The organism is Filimonas zeae, from assembly GCF_014641615.1.
GTDB lineage: Bacteria > Bacteroidota > Bacteroidia > Chitinophagales > Chitinophagaceae > Filimonas > Filimonas zeae.
Map to the genome: position 1 here is coordinate 1,306,793 of NZ_BMIB01000002.1, position 18,697 is coordinate 1,325,489.

16 protein-coding genes are annotated in these 18,697 nt (G+C 46.2%); 7 read left to right on the forward strand and 9 right to left on the reverse strand.

Translation table 11 applies throughout. The annotated features are described in order from the left end of the window. Window positions 1-9: 9 nt before the first annotated feature. From IEY13_RS12015 to IEY13_RS12030, 4 genes are all read right to left on the reverse strand, one after another. Window positions 10-1,860 (reverse strand): glycoside hydrolase family 13 protein, encoded by a 1,851-nt coding sequence (locus IEY13_RS12015; protein WP_188952277.1) that lies wholly within the window; start codon window positions 1,858-1,860, stop codon window positions 10-12. A gap of 12 nt (window positions 1,861-1,872) precedes the next feature. Continuing rightward, the gene (locus tag IEY13_RS12020; RefSeq protein WP_188952279.1) at window positions 1,873-3,240 is read right to left on the reverse strand and encodes an MFS transporter; all 1,368 of its coding nucleotides are present in this window, start codon (window positions 3,238-3,240) and stop codon (window positions 1,873-1,875) included. Between the two features lie 98 nt (window positions 3,241-3,338). Next, window positions 3,339-4,628 (reverse strand): glucose-1-phosphate adenylyltransferase, encoded by a 1,290-nt coding sequence (locus tag IEY13_RS12025; protein WP_188952281.1) that lies wholly within the window; start codon window positions 4,626-4,628, stop codon window positions 3,339-3,341. 8 nt (window positions 4,629-4,636) lie between these two features. Beyond that, window positions 4,637-6,055, reverse strand: coding sequence for a glycogen synthase (locus IEY13_RS12030; protein WP_188952283.1), 1,419 nt, complete (start codon window positions 6,053-6,055; stop codon window positions 4,637-4,639). Window positions 6,056-6,171: 116 nt separating this feature from the next. Here IEY13_RS12030 and IEY13_RS30155 point away from each other — a divergent pair, with 116 nt between their 5' ends. The 4 genes from IEY13_RS30155 to IEY13_RS12050 all read left to right on the forward strand — a co-directional run bounded on the left by IEY13_RS30155 (window position 6,172) and on the right by IEY13_RS12050 (window position 12,204). Beyond that, window positions 6,172-8,079, forward strand: coding sequence for an MFS transporter (locus IEY13_RS30155; protein ID WP_229687831.1), 1,908 nt, complete (start codon window positions 6,172-6,174; stop codon window positions 8,077-8,079). A 48-nt stretch (window positions 8,080-8,127) separates the two neighbouring features. After that, window positions 8,128-9,099 (forward strand): ROK family protein, encoded by a 972-nt coding sequence (locus IEY13_RS12040; protein WP_188952284.1) that lies wholly within the window; start codon window positions 8,128-8,130, stop codon window positions 9,097-9,099. 181 nt (window positions 9,100-9,280) lie between these two features. Further along, window positions 9,281-10,267 carry a helix-turn-helix domain-containing protein gene (locus tag IEY13_RS12045; protein ID WP_188952286.1) on the forward strand — a complete coding sequence of 329 codons (987 nt, stop codon included), beginning with the start codon at window positions 9,281-9,283 and terminating at the stop codon, window positions 10,265-10,267. A gap of 167 nt (window positions 10,268-10,434) precedes the next feature. Continuing rightward, a complete protein-coding gene (locus IEY13_RS12050; protein WP_188952288.1) occupies window positions 10,435-12,204 on the forward strand; it encodes an RICIN domain-containing protein in 1,770 nt (589 codons plus the stop codon). A gap of 144 nt (window positions 12,205-12,348) precedes the next feature. Here IEY13_RS12050 and IEY13_RS12055 read toward each other — a convergent pair whose 3' ends face one another. The 3 genes from IEY13_RS12055 to IEY13_RS12065 all read right to left on the reverse strand — a co-directional run bounded on the left by IEY13_RS12055 (window position 12,349) and on the right by IEY13_RS12065 (window position 15,276). Then, window positions 12,349-13,380: an OmpA family protein gene (locus tag IEY13_RS12055; protein ID WP_188952290.1), complete on the reverse strand. Its 1,032-nt coding sequence runs from the start codon at window positions 13,378-13,380 to the stop codon at window positions 12,349-12,351. A 79-nt stretch (window positions 13,381-13,459) separates the two neighbouring features. Continuing rightward, entirely contained in the window at window positions 13,460-14,542 is a 1,083-nt protein-coding gene (locus tag IEY13_RS12060) for a cytochrome-c peroxidase (RefSeq protein ID WP_188952292.1), read from the reverse strand. Then, a complete protein-coding gene (locus tag IEY13_RS12065) occupies window positions 14,539-15,276 on the reverse strand; it encodes an MbnP family protein (RefSeq protein WP_188952294.1) in 738 nt (245 codons plus the stop codon). The genes IEY13_RS12060 and IEY13_RS12065 overlap by 4 nt, the downstream gene beginning before the upstream one ends. A gap of 75 nt (window positions 15,277-15,351) precedes the next feature. On the opposite strand from IEY13_RS12065, the gene IEY13_RS12070 reads away from it, so the two are divergent. Continuing rightward, on the forward strand, window positions 15,352-15,993 hold the full coding sequence (locus IEY13_RS12070) for a J domain-containing protein (protein ID WP_188952296.1): 642 nt from the start codon (window positions 15,352-15,354) through the stop codon (window positions 15,991-15,993). Here IEY13_RS12070 and IEY13_RS12075 read toward each other — a convergent pair whose 3' ends face one another. Continuing rightward, complete coding sequence (locus tag IEY13_RS12075; protein ID WP_188952298.1) at window positions 15,994-16,563, reverse strand: hypothetical protein; 570 nt, start codon at window positions 16,561-16,563, stop codon at window positions 15,994-15,996. Window positions 16,564-16,753: 190 nt separating this feature from the next. Between IEY13_RS12075 and IEY13_RS12080 the strand changes: the two genes are divergently transcribed. Beyond that, window positions 16,754-17,623, forward strand: coding sequence for a transglutaminase family protein (locus IEY13_RS12080; RefSeq protein ID WP_188952300.1), 870 nt, complete (start codon window positions 16,754-16,756; stop codon window positions 17,621-17,623). Window positions 17,624-17,698: 75 nt separating this feature from the next. Beyond that, window positions 17,699-18,166 carry a Dps family protein gene (locus IEY13_RS12085; protein WP_188952302.1) on the forward strand — a complete coding sequence of 156 codons (468 nt, stop codon included), beginning with the start codon at window positions 17,699-17,701 and terminating at the stop codon, window positions 18,164-18,166. 95 nt (window positions 18,167-18,261) lie between these two features. On the opposite strand, the gene IEY13_RS12090 is transcribed toward IEY13_RS12085, so the two are convergent. Then, complete coding sequence (locus IEY13_RS12090; RefSeq protein WP_188952304.1) at window positions 18,262-18,672, reverse strand: OsmC family protein; 411 nt, start codon at window positions 18,670-18,672, stop codon at window positions 18,262-18,264. Between the last annotated feature and the right edge of the window lie 25 nt (window positions 18,673-18,697).

Consider the following 18,697-nt stretch of genomic DNA (forward strand, 5'->3'; position numbering starts at 1 on the left):
CCCCCCGCCCTATTTCTTCAGTTCTAATACAGTAAAACTCATTGCAGGCACAGTTAAAGCGCTTCCTGTATGCTCTATACTGCCGGTTTCCACATTCACTGCTTTAGTAAATCCATTGGTACGTTCTGCATAATCGCTGAAGTTAACAGCAGCTTCTTTACCGGAGGTATTCATAACACACATTACCGTTTGCTGCGCATTGTACCGGAAGTATATATACAAGCCCTTAGCAGGCAGGTACTGCATCAGCTTACCGGTTTTAATAGCGCTGCTGTTTTTACGGAATATGCCCATCTTTTGTGTGTACTGCTGTATGGCGGTTTCAGTAGCGGTAAGCCCTTTGCCGGTAAAGGCATTACGGGTATCGCCTTCCCAGCCACCGGGAAAATCCAGCCGTACCAGGCCATCGGGGTTGCTGAAACCTTTCATCAGCACCTCGGTACCGTAATATAGCTGAGGTATGCCACGGGTGGTAAGCAGCCAGCCGATGCCTATTTTCTGGCGTTTGGGGTCTTCCTGTATTTCAGAGAAAAACCGGCTCATATCGTGGTTATCCAAAAACACCACGTTGCGCATGGGGTTCTTGTATAAAAAGTCGTTGCTGAGTGTGTTGTATAACTTTTGCACGCCATCGCCACTGGCAGTATCTGTAAGGGCAGGTTTGATACCGGTAAACAGGGTTTGAAAATCTACTACCCCCTGCAGGTTGCTTTTAAAACCAGTATTGATATTGTTTTCTGCAAAGTAAGCCTGGTTGGCGGTGCCGCCTACCCATGCTTCGCCAAACATAGTCATACGTGGGTATTCATCTGTAAGTGCTTTGTTGCAGCGGTTCATAAACGGCAGATCGTTGTAGATATAGGTATCAATACGCCAGCCATCTACCCCAAACATCTCCACACACCACAGCGCATGTTGTATCAGAAAATTTGCTACATATGGGTTGGTCTGATCCAGATCGGGCATGGAGGGTACAAACCAGCCATCGGTAGTAATGCTGCGATCTCTGGCAGAAGCATAAGGATCGAATATTGGCTGCTCTTTAAAGTTGGTTTGTGTAAAGGAAGGCCATTGATGAAACCAGCTTTTGGCAGGCGGGTCCATAGCCAGAAAGTGGTAAGAGCCGGTGTGGTTATACACCGCATCCTGTATCAGCTTCATACCCCGCTTATGCAGTTCATCACTCAGCTGTTGGTACATTTTTGCGCCCCCTACCCTTCTTTCAATAGCATAGTGGTCTGTAAAGGCATAGCCATGCTCCGTACGCTCCGGCATATCGTTTTCCAGTATGGGCGTAAGCCACAGCGCGGTAACGCCCATGCGCTGAAAATAATCCAGGTGATTGATAATGCCCTGTAAGTCGCCGCCGTGTCGTGCGCCAATATCTTCGCGGTTCAGCGACTGATCGCGCATGCCTGCTACATGATCATTGGTAGTATCACCGTTGCTAAAGCGGTCCGGCATCAGAAAATATATAAAATCTTCTGAAGTAACACCACGGGCGTAGTTCGTACCAATGCCTTTGCGGCGCGCCAGCAGTGGCCAGGAAACGGCTTGTTTCTTTTTATTTGTACCGGTAAGCTCAATGGCTACCGTACCAGGTTTGGCAGTGGGCTGTACCGCTACATCTACAAACAGATATTTACCGTTTTCCGCAGTATGTACACCGGTAACTTTTACACCAGGGTACTGAATGCGCACCTGCTGCTGCTTAAAATCTGCATTATCGCCGCGCAGCATTAACTGCACTTTGTTATACTTCATTCCCACCCACCAGTTACCAGGGTAAACACTGGCATTTTGCGCCACGCCGGCCATGGCCAGCATCAGACATACAAACAATACACTCACCTGCTTCATAGTACGTTCTTCTTACTTTATGAATTCTTTTTTACTTTCATCTGTTACAAACAGTACGCTCACCGCTGCACATAACAGAAAAACACCTGCCATTACAATGGCGTAAATGGGCTGACTATTGTATATATATTTTACAATCAATCCACCCAGCAAGCCATTGATAATCTGCGGCAGGGTGATAAAGAAATTGAAGATACCCATATAAATACCCAGCTTACCCGCAGGTATAGAACCACTGAGCATTACATACGGCATAGCCAGTATACTTGCCCAGGCAAGCCCCACGCCCACCATGGAATACGTAAGCATAGCAGGGTCTTTAATAAAGTATATAGAGATAAGCCCCACACCGCCTGCCACCAGCGAAAAAGCATGTGTGGCTTTGCGGCCTATATACTTTGCCAGCAGCGGCAGTAACAGTGCATATACCGCTGCCACGGCATTGTACACACCAAAGGCTCCGCTTACGGTATTACCCGCAGTGTTATAAGCAACAGAATGCGCATCATCCGGCGATAGCTTGTATACATGTGTGGCTACTGCATCGGTAGTAAACACCCACATACTAAACAGTGCAAACCAGCTGAAAAACTGCATTAACCCCAGCTGGCGCATGGTACGCGGCATGGTGGTAAAATCTTTCAGTATCTGCCTGAGCCCTTTGTGCGATCCGGGTTCCTGCGCGCCGTGATACTTTTCGTATTCCGCAGGTGGATATTCTTTTGAAAACAATACCGTTACCAGTATAGCCCCTATCATTACCAGGGCACCTATGTAAAACGACCAGGTGATATTATTAGCTACATGCGTTTCATCGCCCACCTGCGATACACCAGCCGAAGCCAGCCAGCCGGGCAATGCCGAACCGGCAACCGCACCTATACCTATTAAAAAGGTTTGTATAGAAAAGCCCTGTGTACGCTGCGAATCGGGCAGGTTATCTGCCACCAGCGCCCTGAACGGTTCCATAGCCACATTAAAAGAGGCATCCATTATCATAACGGTACCGGCACCTACCCACAACGCCGGTATCAGTGCGGATAAAACGGCAGAGTTGGGCAGGAAAATAAGCGCCAGAGAAGATAAAACGGCACCAGCAAGAAAGAAGGGCTTCCGGCGGCCCAAACGGTTCCAGGTACGATCGCTGTAATGGCCTATCAGCGGTTGTACAATCATACCCACCAGCGGCGCTACTATCCAGAACATAGGCAGCTGCTCTACATCGGCCCCGAAGGAGCGGAGAATGCGGCTGGTATTTCCGTTCTGCAAAGCAAAACCAAACTGAATACCCATAAAACCAAAACTCATGGTAAATATCTGCGTAAGGCTTAGGCGGGGTTTGGGCAAGAGGGAAGAAACACGAAAGGAGGAATCAGCCATAACAATCGTTTAGACTACAAAAGTGTGTAAAAACTACATATTACCAAAAGGAAAATAAAAAAACATCCCGGGCGGGATGTTAATTATAAAGTTTGCGTTTATGCACCTATGGTAAAGCCATTTTCCAGTACCGCCCCCTTCTTCACTACCACAATACCATCTTTAATGGTGTACAGCGGGTGGTCGGTATTTTCCAGGTCGGGACTGCCTTTTATGGTTACATTGTTACCTATGCGGCAGTTTTTATCAATAATGGCGTTTTCTATGTAGCAGTTTTCGCCAATTCCCAGTTCGGGGGTACCACTCTGGCGGTTCTGCTCCATGGTTTCCAGGGTTTCGTAAAAGTCGTTACCCATTACATACGCACAGGTAATAACAGTGCCTTTGCCAATACGCGCCCTTATACCTATTACACTATTGGTAAGCTCGCTGGCCAGAATAATGGAGCCTTCCACAATAACCGTGTTAATAATGCGCGGCCCGCTTACTTTAGCAGGGGGCAGCATACGTGCACGGGTAAAGATGGTCTTGGTTCTGTCGAACAGGTTAAACTCAGGAATATCTTTCGTAAGTGCAATGTTTGCTTCAAAGAAAGAATGGATATTTCCGATATCTGTCCAGTAACCATCATACTGATAGCTTACCACCTTGTACTTAGAGATACTCTGCGGAATAATCTCCTTTCCAAAGTCGGGATAATCAGGAAACTCCGATTTCAGAATCTGCTGTAACGTACTGCGGTTGAAGATATAAATCCCCATTGATGCGAGGTAATTTCTCCCCACTTTCTGCATGTCTTCACCAGTATCGCTTACCCAATCAGGCAGCAGTTCTTTCTTCGGCTTTTCGATAAAAGAGGTAATGAGCTGGTCATTATCTGCCTTCAGAATGCCAAAGTCAGAAGCATCGCGATCGGTTACGGGAATAGTGGCGATGGTAATGTCTGCATTACGCGCACGGTGATCTTCAATCATCGTTTGAAAATCCATCTGATACAGCTGGTCGCCGCTCAGAATGAGCAAATGCTCAAAGTCGAAATTGTAAATATGACGCAGGCTTTGTCTTACTGCATCTGCGGTACCCTGAAACCACCCCGGGTTATCAGGCGTTTGCTCCGCCGCCAGAATATCAACAAAGCCGGAACTGAATGCATTAAAAGAATAGGTGTTTTTAATGTGTTTGTTCAGAGAGGCCGAGTTGAACTGTGTTAATACAAACATGCGGCGGATATTGGAATTGATACAGTTACTGATGGGAATATCCACCAGTCTGTATTTCCCCGCAATGGGCACTGCCGGTTTGGATCTGCTCGCCGTTAAAGGATATAACCTTGTACCGGCGCCGCCACCCAGAATGACAGCGAGAACGGATGTAGAGATGTTAAACATAAACGTTACTAGTATTTCAAACTTTGATAAATGTCCACGTATTGCTGTACGGAATGCTCCCAGCTGTGATCTATCTGCATCATATGGCTGCGCATGGCAGTCATTTGTTTCTTATCAGCATATACATCCACCGCTCTGGTAACAGAGTAAGCGATATCTCCTACGCTGGCATGGTTAAAGCGGATGCCCCATCCCTGCCAGTCGCCCATATCCACTACCGTATCTTTTAATCCACCGGTACTGCGCACCATAGGTACGGTACCATACTTCATCGCATACATCTGGTTCAGCCCGCAGGGCTCTACCCTACTGGGCATAAGCAAAAAGTCTGCCCCGGCATAAATACGGTGACTCAAAGCCTCGTCATACCCAATGAACACATTATAGTTGCCAGGGAAATTTCCCTTTAACTGATTCAATTGCCATTCCACATGTGGCTCACCATTGCCCAATATCAGGAAATTAACTTTCCCCTGCAACCCGTACAGTGCTGACAGCACCGCATCAGGCAAAACGTCTGCCGCTTTTTCGCCCACCAGGCGGCCTATAAACACCACTAACGGGTTGGTTTGTTCCAGTTCAAACTCCTTGCATAGTTCCAGTTTGTTGGCCGCTTTACCGGCATCCACCGTACTGTAATTGTAATGGTGGTTTACAAACGGGTCGGTTGCAGGGTTCCATACATCGGTATCAATACCGTTGAGTATACCCACACACTTGCCTTTTTCGTACTCCAGCAGCTTTTCCAGGCCGTTGGCGTACGTGCGCAGCTCTTCCAGGTAACTCCAGCTTACGGTGGTTACCTTCCAGGCGCATTTTATGCCCGAAGCCAGCGGGTTAATGGTTTTATTCCATTCCAGCTGCCCGGCTTTCCAGGTATCAAATACAGGCAGCAGGGCTGCTTTATCCCATCCCATCCAGCCCTGGTATTGGGCGTTATGAATGGTTAATACCGTTGGCACATCGGCCAGGCGGTTGTATTGATAACTATGTTTAACAATAAAAGGAATCAGTGCGGTATGATGATCATGACAATGTAGTACATCCGGCTTGTGCTGCCAGTGGTTAATCCAGTCAACCACTGCAATCTGGAAGGCCGTAAACCGCTCGGTGTCATCACCGTAGCCGTAAATCTTCTCCCGGTCCAGCAAACCGTTTATGTCGACAAGATACAGGGAAAAACCGAGTTTATTATGTTTTTCCTTAATAATGGTGTAGTCGAACCAGTAGCTACCCATCTGGCCCCGGCCTTTAAAATCCACCTCCCATTCATTCTGATACAGAAAACGGGTACGGTACATGGGCATTACCACCTTGGCATTGTGCCCCAGCTTGTTTAAATACTTGGGCAACGCGCCCACTACATCTCCCAATCCACCGGCCTTTGCTACAGGATAACATTCCGCACTTACATGAACAATTTCCATACGATTACAAGTTAAGCATCAAACGAATACCGGCGTTACGCCTTCAAAAATAATTCACAATGCAATTTTGCTTATTTTGGGCTTTTTTTAAATCTAAATTTCATACCAACATTCCCATGAATCTTGCATCCTCTCAAAAAACCAATGGAGGCGCGTTAGCTACGTTGGTGCTTGTCTTTTTCTTCTGGGGGTTTATTGCTGCATCCAACAGCATTTTCATCCCCTTCTGCAAAACCTTCTTTAACCTTACCCAGTTTGAATCTCAGTTGATTGGTACGGCTTTTTACGGTGCTTATTTTATCGGCTCGCTTGTGTTGTACATTATTTCCGAAGCCCGTGGTAAAGACTTACTTAACAAAATAGGTTACAAAAAAGGCATTATTCTGGGCCTGGTTATTTCTATTGTGGGTGCCTTACTCATGATTCCGGCGGTAAGCAATGAAAACCTGCAGCCGATTGAGCAGCATGTGGCCAAAGTGCAAAAGCTGAAGAAAGACCAGAAGGTAACCACTGCCGACAAGGCAGTTACCCTGAAGAAAGAAGAAACAGGTTACAGCATTACGGTTGCCAACAATGCTGAAGGTCAGCCTCATATTGCCAATACGGCCATTACATCTAACCTGAACGAACCTTTTCATGTTGCAGAAAAGGACAAATCGGGTAAACTAACGGCTACATTCAGCGATAATAAGGTAAGCGCTATTGTTCAGGCCCTGAAGGGTGAACAGATTGCTTTTGGCAACTTTCCGTTCATTCTGCTGGCATTATTCATTATTGCATTAGGTTTTTCGTTGCAGCAAACCTGTGCACAGCCCTTTGCGTTGATGCTGGGCGATCCCGCTACGGGCGCTACCCGGCTTAACCTGGGCGGCAGCGTAAACTCTTTTGGTACTACGGTAGGGCCTATTATTGTAAGCTTTTTTCTGTTTGGTACGGTTAGCAGCAGTGTAGAGGGTACCTCGGTCAGCTCTATCAAAACCCTGTACATGATTGTGGCAGGCGTGTTTGCGCTGGTGGCCATTATTTTCGCGGTTTCCAAACTACCCGATGGTAAAAACGATACGGCATTTGAAAAAGCCCCCAAAGCATCCCGCTCGCTGATGTGGCTTACCGGTTTGGTAATTGCTATTATTCTGATTGGGCAGTTTACAGAGGTGTCTAAACTGGCGCTGCTGATTGCCATTATTGTAGGTGTGGTAGCCATCCTGTTTGCCAGCAACGGCGCCGCCGTTAAAAACCCGGAAGGCTGGGGCGCTATGAAGTACCCCCAGCTGATTTACGGTATGATTGGCATTTTTGTGTACGTGGGTGTGGAAGTAACTATTGATAACAACTTTGGTGCATTGCTGCACATACCTGGTTACCTTACCGCAGAAGGTTTGGATGAAAGCCAGATATCCCGCTATGTATCGCTGTACTGGGGTAGCCTGATGATCGGCCGCTGGACAGGTGCCATCAGTGTATTTAACCTGAGCGCTACCGGTAAAAAAATAGCTACCATCGTTGTTCCTTTTATTGCTTTTGCTGTGGTGTTGTATGTAAACAGACTGAACGGAAGTGATGTAAGCGACCTGTATGGTTATGTGGTATGCATTGCCATTATTATTGCCGCTTTCTTTTATGGGCAGGATAAGCCGGTTAAAACGCTGCTGACCGTATCGTTACTGGCTACGGCTGCTATGCTTATTGGTATTTTTACCAATGGTATTGTAAGTGTGTATGCTTTCATCGCCGGTGGTTTATGCTGCTCTGTTATCTGGAGCTGTGTATTTGCACTGGGTGTGGCCGGTTTGGGTAAATATACCAGTCAGGGTTCCGCCTTCCTTATCATGATGATATTAGGTGGCGCCGTAATTCCGCCTTTCCAGGGCGTACTGGGCGACTTCTCTTCTATCGGCATGCACCGTTCTTATTATGTAGCAGCTGCTGGTTTTGCCTTCCTGGCTTTTCTGGCGCTGAAGTTAAGAGGGGTACTGAAAGCACAGGGGCTTGACTTTGATCAGCAGATTGAAAAAAGCCATTAATACGGTTAGACACTATAACATACAAAACACAGTTTTAAACACAAACACATGAGTGCGGGTTCACAGCAATTGGCTTTAGGAATTGACATTGGCGGTACCAACACTGTATTTGGTATTGTAGACCACAGAGGTGATATCCTGTATCGTGGTGCCATTTCCACTAAAAAGCATGAGCGCATAGAAGACTATATTGACGAATTATATGAAGCTATAGCCCCTGCTGTTAAAGATGCGGGGGGCATAGATAAAATAAAAGGTATTGGCGTAGGTGCCCCTAATGGCAACTACTACACAGGCACTATTGATTACGCTCCTAACTTAAGATGGAACGGTGTTATTCCACTGGCTAATCTGATGAAGGAGAAGTTTGGCGTACCTGCTGCCCTTACCAACGATGCCAACGCAGCAGCAGTAGGAGAAATGACGTACGGCGCGGCCAAAGGCATGAAAGACTTTATTGTTATTACACTGGGTACCGGTGTAGGTAGCGGTATTGTTGCCAACGGTCAGCTGATTTACGGGCATGATGGTTTTGCAGGCGAACTGGGCCACACTATTGTGGTGGCGGGTGGCCGCAAACACTACTCTACCGGTGCACACGGTTCTGTAGAAGCTTACGCTTCTGCTACCGGCGTACGTTTTACGGCACTGGAAATGCTGGAAAAGCATGCTGACAAACCCAGCCTGTTGCGTAATTATGAGCAGGATAAAATAGACAGCCGCGTGGTGTACGACTGCGCTATGCAGGGCGATGAAATTGCCAATGAAGTATACCGCTTTACCGGCGAAATACTGGGTATGGCACTGGCTAACTTTATCATGTTCTCCTCACCGGAAGCCATTATTCTGTTCGGCGGTTTGTGTAAAGCAGGCGATTTGCTGCTGAACCCTACGCGTGAGCATATGGAAGCCAACCTGCTGCCCATATTCAAAAACAAGGTAAAACTCATTTTCAGCGAACTGAAAGAGTCTGACGCAGCCATCCTCGGCGCCAGCGCGCTGGTTTGGGAAATGAAATAACAAGCATGTTTACTTTTATAAAACGGCATGGTACCCCTTGTGTTACCATGCCGTTTTTATTTACAAAGGCTTTTGTTTTACTGCCTTTATGCTGCCCTGCCTGTAGCATGGCACTGTGCACGCCCGCACACATATCAATCATTTAGTACATTTGAAAAACATTTCAACCTTTCCATTCATCGTGAATTCCACTGAACCATATTCTGTTGCCGCCAGGGAAGATATAGATACTATTATCAGCCTGCTTAACACCATCTACCCCTTAAGCGATGCGCTAAAGCAGGCGTTTTATAAGCATATAGTAACACTACAGCTTTCCCCCAACGACGTACTGGTAAAACAGGGAGAGATATGCAGGTATATGTATTTTATTAAAAGCGGTGCTATTACCGCTTATTCCATTCATAACCGCAAAAAGATAACAACCTATATTTCTGTAGAAAATGAATTTGTAAGTTCTATCAATGGCTTGCACGGTGCAGCACCTGCCATGGAAACCATGGTAGCGGTTGAACCAACCACTTTGCTGGCCATGCACAATGATGTAATGCAGGAGTTGTTTCAGGTACATTTCGACTTTAACTATCTGTTTCGCGTAATGGTGGAGAAGTATTACCGGGATGCACAGGAACGATCGCACATTATACGCATTGGCAATGCTACAGAACGGTATGCCTACTTTACCAATACCAAGCCAGGGTATATAGAAAGATTACCTGCAGACTGCGTAGCGGCATTTCTGGATATGAAACCCGCTACGCTGCTGCGCATTAAAAAACAGGCAGAAGCCGCCGCTTTACACAAAACAAGTGCTGATGACCTGTGCAGGCAGATAGATGCTTACATGCAGCAACAAAAACCTTATACCAGCAAAAACATAAGCTTACCTGTACTGGCTACAGCATTGGGGTTAACCACCCATGAATTATCCGTATTGCTGAACAGCCACTATCACCTCAACTTTACAGACTTTATTAACACCCACCGTATCCGGCACATTCAGGCACAAATGGCCAGCGCAGATAATCTGAAGAGTTATACCATAGAAGCGCTGGCCAGCGAAGTAGGCTTTGCATCACGCAGTGCTTTTTATAATGCTTTTAAAAAACTGGCGGGCACCAGTCCGTTACAATATGCCCAAACAATTGCTGCCGGCAGTCCTGTTTAATAAACAGGACAAACTTGTACATGAACCACCTTCCGCTATTCCCTAATTTAGTACCCGTTAAGCGCGCTGACTGTTATTAACCCCCAAAGGTAAACCGGTGTTCCCCGCCCGATTGTTTACCGGCATTATTATTCAATAACCTATTACAGTAATTAAAACCAAAAGTTATGGCATTTAAGCCCTTAGCTGGTCAGCGCTATTACCTGCTTGCCAAACACAGCAACAAAGCCATTGGCTTTAAAACCGACTCGCTCGGCGACAAACTGATCCAGAAGACACTGGACCCAACCGATGAAAATCAGAAATTCTCTTTTGATGCAGGGAATAACTTCTTCTGGATCATGCCTTCTTACCGGCAGCGGTATCTGGCTGTAAACAATAAATCGCGGGAAGACGAAGCCGCTATTATTCAGTGGCATTTTGAGCCCAATAAAGCTAACCATCATTTCCACTTTGATCAGGCGGGTGATGGCTATTACCGCATAAGAGTACTGCACAGCGATAAATATCTGGATGTAATATATGCGTCTGTAGATGATGGGGCCGAAGTAAAACAGGTGAGGCTGTCAGGAACCGACAACCAGCTGTTTAAAATGGTACCGGTAATTGAAGATTCACTTACACCCAGTACCGCAACACTGATTGAAAACAACGACGGAGGCAGATCTCTTATTCTGAAATGCGTAGGCATTATACCTAAAGTAGGTAGTGCTGCCGCGGGTATCATAGCTTTTTTCTGGACGGAAGAAGACAAACTGGCTGCCTTATGGGACCAGATGAAAGCCTATGTAGATAAGCGTATTCACGAAATACTGGAGCGTAAACAGCTGAATGATTTAAGAGATCAGATTGCAGGCCTGCTTAGAAACGTGAAGGATTTTGATGCCTATGAGAAAGGTGAAGAAAAAGCCCGGAAGCTAACAGAAACCATTACATCGGCGCAGCACAATCTGGACATGTTTGTTGGCAAACCCAACGTACTTCCTTATCTGGTAAGCTACGGTTCTATATTATTAAGCCTTAAATATCAACTGGCTGTAGAATATGAAGACATTGCCGGAAAACCTTCCGGAGCAGCAGACCATAATACAAATCTGAAGCTGCTGAAAGATATGATACGTGAGCTTTCCGCTGCGGTAAAAGAAGCAGAAAGCAGTTTATTAAAGAACCGGTTAGATTTGATTAAACCGGTAAATACCACGCTGATTCCAATGAGCACCGGGGTAATTAAACAGGTGGAAGATGCCTTTGACGGCTGGGCAATGGCATGGCATTATAACAGCGCCACAGAACACATCAGAAAAGAATTTGAAGCACTGGCAGACGAAGCCGTTGCTAACCGCAGAAAACAGGTAAAAAACCAATTTGAAACAGAACTGGAAGTAGTGACTGCGCAGGCACGCTTATGGCACAACTTTGACCCTGATGCAAAAAAATATGTAACCCAAACAGTTGAAAGAACGGTAGGTGCCTTTGGCGGTATAAAACAAACCAGCGCTTTTGCAAGCCCTGCAAATGCGGTAATACGCAGCATTACCATCTATCATGAAAACAATGAACTGAGGGGGTTACGACTCACCTACCAGGGAGGTCTGCCACATACCACAGCAGGTAAAACATCAGGAAATTTCAGCGAACTGATATTGAATGAAAAAGCAGATGAATACATTTCGGGCACGCTGGGATACATGGGCTTTGTGGTAGAAAGTCTGTGGTTACATACCAATAAAGGAAACCGTATAGGAGCCGGCACCAAAGCCGGAGAACCAGCCGGCATAGAATGGCCGGATATATTCCCGTATCCCACTTTTAAAGAGAAAGCGCATTTTACAGGAGACCTGGCGGATGGGCTTAACGCAAGACTGGTGGGCTTATCCGGCTGGCACAACAATCTGTCCATTGAGCAGATTAGTTTCCATTGGAAATATGAGTACTAACAACGTCAGACACACAAGTGTCTTGTAGGGGAAATACAAGTTGTTTTGTTTGAAAAGGGGCTTGCCGGTAACGGCAGGCCTCTTGCGTAAAAAAAGCGCCCCGTTGCCGGGGCGCTCTGGATTGTGTCAGTACAACTGACCTGGTTACAACTTCACAAGTTCTACACGGCGGTTCTGCGCTTTACCCTCATCGGTGTTGTTATCTACCACCGGTTTTTCTGAGCCATAGCCTACTGCTTTTAAACGGTCTTTACGTATGCCTGCTTTTACCAGTGCATTCATTACCGCATTGGCGCGGGCCAGCGACAGTTGTTTATTTTTAGCGGCATTACCAGTGTTATCGGTGTGGCCTTCTATAGATAATTTCAGGTTTCCATCCTGCTGTAACAGCTTTTTAATTTCTGTAACCGCATCATCGCCTTCTTTACCAAAACTGGTTTTATCTGTATCAAAGTTGATGTGCAGAATGGCTTTACCAGTAGCATCAATTTCTTTCTTCAGGTCATCTGCTTTCATCAGCGTAATCTTCAGTGTTTCCATATCACCTTTCTGTAAAATGGTCATTCTGCCGCTTTCACCATCCAGTAAAGAAAACTGTATCCATACCTCTGCATCTTTCTGACGGATAACATAGGTGTGAATATCTCTGCCATTATAGTCCAGCGCATAACCTGATTTTTTAGCAACCAGTTCATCCTTACCAATACGATCCATCTCTTCCGTAGCAACAGGTACTGCATTCAGCTTTACGCCGCCCAGCTCTACAATTACCTTGTCGTAGCTTTTGGCAAGCAACTGTGCATTAAACTTACCCTTGTTTTTAGCGTTGTCAATATCCAGATCGGCATTAAACACTTTGCCTTCAAAAGGAATCAGCTTACCATTTACAGCCAGATATTGCTTATCAAAATCTTTGGTATCTGCGTTCTGGTACTTATAACCTTCCGGTGCATTGAAAAAAGGAAAAGTACCCAGGTCCTGCGCGCTTACAGGAATGCTGTTGATATTAAACACAGGTTGTGTAGTATCTTTTGTAGCAACAGGGCCGCTTGAGGTATCAATTAATACCGGCTGTATTACCGTATCCGTAGTATGTTCTTCTTTTTGATCCAGAATTCCGTTACAGGCAAATAACAAAGTTGTCATTGCAATGGGCAACACGTGATGTGCTTTCATAGTTATTCTTTTAAGAGTGATTGTTGTTGAAGTGTCACAGCCAAAATCTGTGCCATGCCTTCTTTATACCGAACAACAATTAGCGAACTCTCTGATGGTCAGCAGCATCCGCAGCCACTGGCACCGTAATATCTGCCGGAGCGGCCAGGTGGGGGTTGGCAATAAAACTACTGTCGGTAAGGGTGTACAGAAAAGCGGTCAGCTGTCCTATTTCAAAGTTGGATAAGGGAATTCCTTTACGCATCAGGCTGTCGGTAGCAGGCATTACTTTCAGCCGTTTCCGGTAATGTTCCATTACTTCTATCATGCTGAAAAAGCGGCCATCGTGCCCGTAAGGTGCCGTAATCATTACGTTACGCAGGCTGGGTACCCGAAAACTCAACGAATCTGTACTTTTACCTGTAATCTTCATACGGCCTTTATCGCTGTTAAAAGGGTCATCCGGTATGCCTATGTTGCGGTAACTGAAATCGGTAAACAACGGCGGCGGATGGCAGGCTACACACTTCTGCTGAAAAATGCCATGGCCCAGGCGCTCCGGCAAATTAAACTGCGCTTCACCACGCATTACCTTATCGTATTTGCTGTTGGCACTTACCATGGTAAGCATAAACTGGCTTAAAGCCCTGGTCATGCGTTGTGTGGTAACAGCCGTATCGCCAAAGGCCGCAGCAAACATCTTTTTATAACGTTTATCTGTACGCAGCTTTACCAGTACACTGTCTATTTCCTCCCCCATTTCATTGGGTGCCGTTAAAGGAGCCAGCGGTTGCAGGTCCAGGTGATTTACACCGCCATCCTGCATAAACTCCCGCTGCCAGGCCAGGTTAAACAGGCCCGGTGCGTTACGGGTGGTAAGATTGTTATTGATACCGTGACTCAGGTTATGATCGAAAGTAGTAAAGGCTGCAAACTGCTGATGGCAGCTGGCGCAGGGAAAATTGCCATCCTTGCTCAGCCGGCCATCATAAAATAACCTGCGCCCCAGTTCAATACCTTCCTTGCTTAGCGGGTTGGCTTTAAAATCGTATAAAGGCTTTGGCCAGCCTTTCGGTTGCGGAAAAGGTACGCGGGTAATTTCAGGCCGTGGGCCATACTGTGCTATAAAGCTGCCACCCACTATCAGCGCCAGTAATACCGGCAGCAATACACGCAATTTCATGGCTGCTGCTCCCCCTCTTTCACCACACTGAACATACGTGTGTAATTATCGGCAATGGCTACTGCCAGCGGTCCCGGCTCGTGACATACGGGATGCGAGGCAATAGTTACACCAGCGCTGCCACCAAACCATTGTAAAATATCTGCTGCCAGCACAAGGCGGTTTGCAGGTGTAGCGGTTACGGGCAGGGTAATCCAACGGGCAGTTTGCTGCCCCGTTTTATAACCACCAATATGATAGGTAAAATTGCGGCCCGGTGCGGTAGACTGCGGGCTTCTGCCCTCCAGCTTCGCCATGATGTAGCCGCTATTCCAGGTCCAGAACATGCCCTTTGCAGGGTCCAGCGTACCGGTATGTACGCCGGTTACATTCGCCATGCTATCTACCCCCAGTAAAAAACGGATGCTTTGTACAGGCCCTTTGGTGGTAAGCATAATCTGCTGCGAACTGCTGTCGCGCATATCTGCCAGATAGGCCGCAGTTTCTGCTGCTTCATAATACCGGCCATCGGCACCAGCCAGTTGTATGTGAGAAAGGTAATAGCGGAAGTTGCGTACGGCAAAGGTTTCGCCGGCGGCATTGGTGCAGGAATCTTCTGTAGTAAGCGCCTGCTGCCCGGCACGGGCCAGCAACTGTAACGTAAGGGTATTTTGCTGCGCGCGTATGCTGCCTGGCAAAGCTGCCAGTAGCCAGCAGCCCGCTGCTATTGCGCCTATCCGTAATTTCCGCCTCATCACGCCTAAAGATAACCACATACCCACAATTAACCCGTAAGTTTGTAAAACTGCGTATTAAGGGCCGGTAAACTCATGATTACGAAAGACTATTACCGTATACTGGAAGTAAAACCAACCGCAGGCACCGATGAAATACGGAAAGCCTACCGGGCCCTTGCGTTGCGCTTCCACCCCGATAAAAATGCAGACAACCCGTTTGCCGCTACCCGTTTCCGGGAAATTAAAGAAGCATGGGAAGTGCTGGGAGATAAAAAGAAAAGGGAAGCCTGGCATTACCAGTATTACAATGCCTATCATAAAACCAATACCATAACGGCCATTAGTGCAGATGATGTGTTACAGCAGAGTATACGCCTGTTTAAAAAATACAGCAGTCAGGATCCCTTTCGCATTAACCAGGATATGCTGTATGCACAGATAGTACAGGTACTGAACCCGCGGCATATTACACTGCTGCAGCAAACAGGCGATGTACATGCCAACAGTGCCGTGGTGAGTAATATACTACAAAGCACCTACCTGCTGTCGTACACTGCTGTACAGGAGGTAAGTGCTTTGTTACAATCCATCACGCCGGTGATGCCCGAAACAGAGGCAGCTATTCAAAACTGCCTTTCGGAAAAAAAGAACCAGTGGCTGTGGAACCGGTATAAAATTCCTGCAGCCATTCTGATTGCAGGAATTCTGATTGCAGTTATGTTACTGAGTAAATAACTACTGCTCGCGGTCGTCGCGCTTTTTGTGAAAGTTCAGCGTAACAGTCCAGTCAACATCGTTGCCCGATAATTCCACTTCTGCCACAAACTGGCGGTACACCGCATCGGCCACATCCAGCGATAAAACGGTATTGGCAAAACCCACCTCTTCTTTCGGCTCTTCCAGATCGCCCAGAAAATACACTGCACTGTTATCCAGCCACTGCATCTGGCTTCTCTTTACCTGGCGTACCAGACTTTTGTACACCCGTACCGCTTCTTTGTAATTGTCACCCCGGTACATAACTCCCTGCCAGCTGGCGGTAGTATCCTGCTTGGAATGGAAACGTGTAATAACACACTCCTTTGCCCCGGGTAACTGCACCGCCGATGTGTAACTTTCCACCTCGGTTTCGCGGGATAACTGCTGGCCCTGGATGGTTTTGTAATCGTACCGGAAATCAAGTACAATTTTTTCAAGGGCGTTGTTAAACCCTGCCGGCGCAGGTAATACTGACTTGTAAAATTGGGCATGTACTACTGTGGTAAGGGCACACAGTAACAGAGCGAGTGTTACTCGGTTTTTCATTGTAAAGGATTTGAACAATATTACCGAAAGGGTGTTACAATGTTCCCTTCTGTGTATAGAAAACCGGGTTTTAAAAACATACACACATCGTATGAAAACCATCCCCCTTATCCACATGACTGGATAACTTAATTTAGCATTATTATCAAAAAAATACGTAGTTTGTATATCATAAAGTGTGTTCTGGCTTATGGAGGAAAACAGAGAAATATCTGCGCTGTTTAACTTGATCGATGATCCCGATGAAGAGGTTTTTACATCGGTGTCGCAGCGGATTGTCCATTATGGCCGGAACATTATTCCCAACCTGGAAAACCTGTGGGAAAACTCGCCCCGGGAAGATATTCAGGAAAGGATTGAAATGCTGATTCACCGCCTCCATTACAGCGATCTGGTGAACGATCTTACCGAATGGCGCGACAGTGCCTATCACGATTTACTCTTTGGAGCCTTACTGGTTGCCAAGTTTCAGTATCCCGATCTGCATACTGCCCCTGTATTACAGGAAATGGAAAAGATCAGACGCAACGTTTGGCTGGAACTGAACAGCTACCTCACCCCGCTGGAGCAGGCACATGTTATCTCCAGCATTGTTTACAACTACTACAGTTTAAAAGGGGCCGATCTGGATTATACCAATCCCGATCATTTTTTTATCCATCAGGTATTACAGAACAAAAAAGGCAACTCCGTATCTAACGGTATTCTGTATCTGATACTGGCAGAACAACTGGATATTATGGTAAAAGCCATTCATGTACCCAACCAGTTTGTGCTGGCATTTTTCCACACCGATTACGATGCCTCCACCTTCAAAGGCAATCCGCAACATAAAATCCATTTTTATGTAGATGGTAAAACCGGCCAGGCATTCAGCCATAACGATCTGGAACATTACTTCAAAAGAACAGACACCATACCGCAGCCTGATTATTTCAAACCCTATAATCACGTAGACATTATTGAGCTGCTGCTGAAAGAGCTTTCGCGCTGCTTCTCCTCTCCCATTAACCAGTACAAACAGGAGGAATTGTTACAACTGGCCTCCCTGCTACATTAACAGTCAACACATTTCGGCCTGTTGTTTGTGACGTATTCCGTATTACTACTTTATAGAGACAAAAACATTTTTCTTATGAAGGCAAATATTGGATTAACGGAAGAACAGAAACAGACATCCTCACAAATTCTGGGAAGGGTTCTGGCCGACGAATTTGTACTGTACACCAAAACCCGCAACTACCACTGGAACATTGAAAGTGTAAACTTTCTGGCCATGCACGAGTTTTATGAGCGCCTGTACAACGAGCTGGATGATGTATTTGATAACGTAGCAGAACGCATCCGTATGCTGGGCCATTACTCGCAGGGCCGCCTTAAGGATTTTTTACAGGTAACCAGCCTGCTGGAAGAAGAATACACCAACGATCAACGCAAACAATTGCAAAACCTGCTGGACGATCATGAAACTATCATCCGTTTACTGCGCAACGATATAGACAAACTGGAAGATAATCATGATAAAGGCAACGCCGATTTTATTACCGGCCTGATGGAGCAGCATGAGAAGTGGGCATGGTTTATCAGAAGCTATTTGGTGTAAGAAATAAGTCATAATTCAAAATTCAAAAGTCAAAAGTCAAATGGAGTATGTTATCCGTTTTGAATTTTGACTTTTGAATTTTCACTTTTGAATTCCTACACCAATGAGGCTTCCACCGTAATATCAGTGTTCAGCAGTTTGCTGATAGGGCAGTTTTTCTCAGCATCTGCCACAGCAGTATCAAACTGCTCCTGATTAATACCAGGTACTTTTGCTTTTAATACCAGATGAGAATTGGTAATAGCGCCGTTCTCAAAATTGATGAAACACTGGGTTTCCAGCGATTCTGGAGTAAAACCGGCTTCACCCAGTACAAAACTCAGCTTCATGGTAAAGCAGCCGGCATGTGCAGCAGCTACCAGTTCTTCCGGGTTAGTGCCCACACCCTCTGCAAAACGGGAGTTGAATGAATACTGCGTTTGGTTTAAAACTGTGCTCTGGGTGGTAAGTGTTCCGTTACCTTCTTTGCCCGATCCGTTCCATACGGCTGTTGCGTTACGTTTCATTGTACTATTTTTATTAAAAATGAAC